A 2,124-nucleotide genomic window follows, 5' to 3' on the forward strand; every position below is an offset into this window, starting at 1 on the left:
AGGAGGAACGGGAAGCATTTTTACAGAAATTTTCTCCCGAACGAACAGCTGAACGTGATACCTCCCTGGTGGCGTTCTGCGTGATGGGCGGTCTGTTTTCGGAGGGAATCGACTTGACAGGCGACCGGCTGATCGGCGTGATCGTGGTCGGAACCGGGCTTCCGATGGTATGCACGGAGCAGAAAATTTTGCAGGGATATTTTGAAGAAGCGGGAAAAGATGGATTTGCATATGCCTACCAGTATCCGGGCATGAATAAGGTACTCCAGGCGGCAGGGCGGGTCATTCGGACCGCGTCCGATCAGGGCGTCATCCTTTTACTGGATGACCGGTTCTGGCGTCGGGAGTACCGGGAATTATTTCCAAGGGAATGGAGCGATGTCAAACGGGTCAGTCTTTCGTCTCTGGAGCAGGAGCTTCAGGCATTTTGGAGCCGTTTTCCAGAAGTTCAATAAATTCACGCGATGCCTGTGAGATCGGCATTGTCTCATTGTGGACGACGACGAGCTGGCGCGGCGGCAGGGCTTCAGTCAGGGTCAGGGCATAAAGTTCTTTTTCGCCAGCCGGGAGACAGAAATCCGGGACAAATGCGATGCCGAGACCGATGCGCGCCAGATCGATGAGCAGATCGTTGCTGCTTAATTCAATCTCCGGTACGAGGTCAAGCTGGTGCTTCTGGAACATGTTGTGCAGAAATTCGCTGGTGGTACTCTTGCGATCCAGCATGAGGATTGGGAGCGCCTGCAGCTCGCGCAGTGTAACCGGGCGGTCTTTCATCGGAAAATAGGTCTCATTGGCGACGAATATATCGTTGAATTCGCGCAGCACATGGATATTCTGCGTTCCACCGAGCCCGGAGTTTGGATAGTTCGTCAGAATAAAATCGACCTGACCGTTGTCCAGAAGCCGCGCACATTCGATGGAGGTACGGTTGGTAACCTTAATGTGGATATTCGGGTAGCGCTTGTGAAATTCGCTTAAAAATGGCACCAGATAATAGCGGCAGATCGTATCGCTTGCGCCAATGCGGAGCTGACCGCCGTTTAAGCTGTTAGAGTCGAGCAGCTGGTTTTCGCCCTGACGGATCAGGTTCATCGCCGGTTCCACGTGCTTGAGTAGGATCTCGCCTTCCGGGGTAAGCTGTACTTTTTTTGTGCTGCGGATGAAAAGAGTCTGGTTCAGTTTCTTCTCCAGTACCTTGATCGACTGGCTGACCGCCGACTGAGAGATGAAAAGCTGCTTAGATGCCTCGGAGAAACTTAACGTCGAGGCTACGTGGTAAAATACTTTATATAATTCATAGTTGATATCCATTTATTAGCCCTCCTTATAGAACTGTATTCAGTGTAACATGATTGGAGGGCGGAGTCAATAATGATTGTATCTGTGTTTTGTTTGTGATAAAATGACGGAATCATCTTAGAAGTATGTATTTTTTAGGAGGGAATACCACATGGAATCTAATACATTTTATGATATTTACTTAGAGGAACTGAAAAATCTCCCGCAGGGCACGCCGGAGGAGGAAGCGGCGCTTCTGAAAAAACTGACGGAGGGGGACAAGACCGCGGCTTCCCGTCTGACGGAGTTAAAACTGGCGAAGGCGGTTCAGATCGCGGAGGAGTACCACGATCGGGGACTTCCGGCGGGCGATCTGGTGCAGGAGGCAAATATGGCGCTGTTTCTGTTCGCAAGCGAGTACGAAAACGGTGATTTCGACGCGCAGATGGAGAAAAAGGTGCGCGCGGCGATCGAGGATGCGCTGCAGATTCAGAACCGCGAGACGAAGATCGAGGAGGAGATGGCGGCGCGTGTTAATGTCCTCAAGGATATTTCTGCGAGCATGGCGCGGGAGCTGGGACGTGAGGCGACCCTTGCGGAATTGGCGGAGCGCATGAAGATGAGCGAGGATGAGATCCGTGATATCATGAAGCTGACGATGGACGCGATGAAGGTCAGCGGTCAGGCGGCAGAGATGGCTCAGAAAGAGATAGATGAACAGGAGTAATAGAAAATGCTGTTTTATTTGGTACGCCACGGTCAGACCGACTGGAACCGGGCGGGAAAGATACAGGGAACGACGGATATTCCGCTGAACGAAACAGGACGGCAGCAGGCGGAGCA

General features: G+C 51.9%; 4 protein-coding genes. 3 read left to right on the forward strand and 1 reads right to left on the reverse strand.

Features of this window, described 5'->3' with window-relative positions; genetic code table 11:
- The coding region (locus QVO97_RS04980; protein ID WP_288188989.1) for a helicase C-terminal domain-containing protein at positions 1–455 on the forward strand (455 nt) is incomplete at its 5' end.
- Here QVO97_RS04980 and QVO97_RS04985 read toward each other — a convergent pair.
- Positions 391–1,314 (reverse strand): LysR family transcriptional regulator, encoded by a 924-nt coding sequence (locus QVO97_RS04985; protein WP_022359290.1) that lies wholly within the window; start codon positions 1,312–1,314, stop codon positions 391–393. The two genes, QVO97_RS04980 and QVO97_RS04985, sit on opposite strands and share 65 nt — an antisense overlap.
- Before the next feature lie 139 nt (positions 1,315–1,453).
- Here QVO97_RS04985 and QVO97_RS04990 point away from each other — a divergent pair, with 139 nt between their 5' ends.
- Entirely contained in the window at positions 1,454–2,008 is a 555-nt protein-coding gene (locus QVO97_RS04990; protein ID WP_022359291.1) for a sigma-70 domain-containing protein, read from the forward strand.
- A gap of 6 nt (positions 2,009–2,014) precedes the next feature.
- The coding region (locus QVO97_RS04995) for a histidine phosphatase family protein (protein ID WP_288188993.1) at positions 2,015–2,124 on the forward strand (110 nt) is incomplete at its 3' end.

It is taken from the genome of Clostridium sp. CAG:43 (assembly GCF_000434655.1).
GTDB classification, from domain to species: domain Bacteria; phylum Bacillota; class Clostridia; order Lachnospirales; family Lachnospiraceae; genus Otoolea; species Otoolea fessa.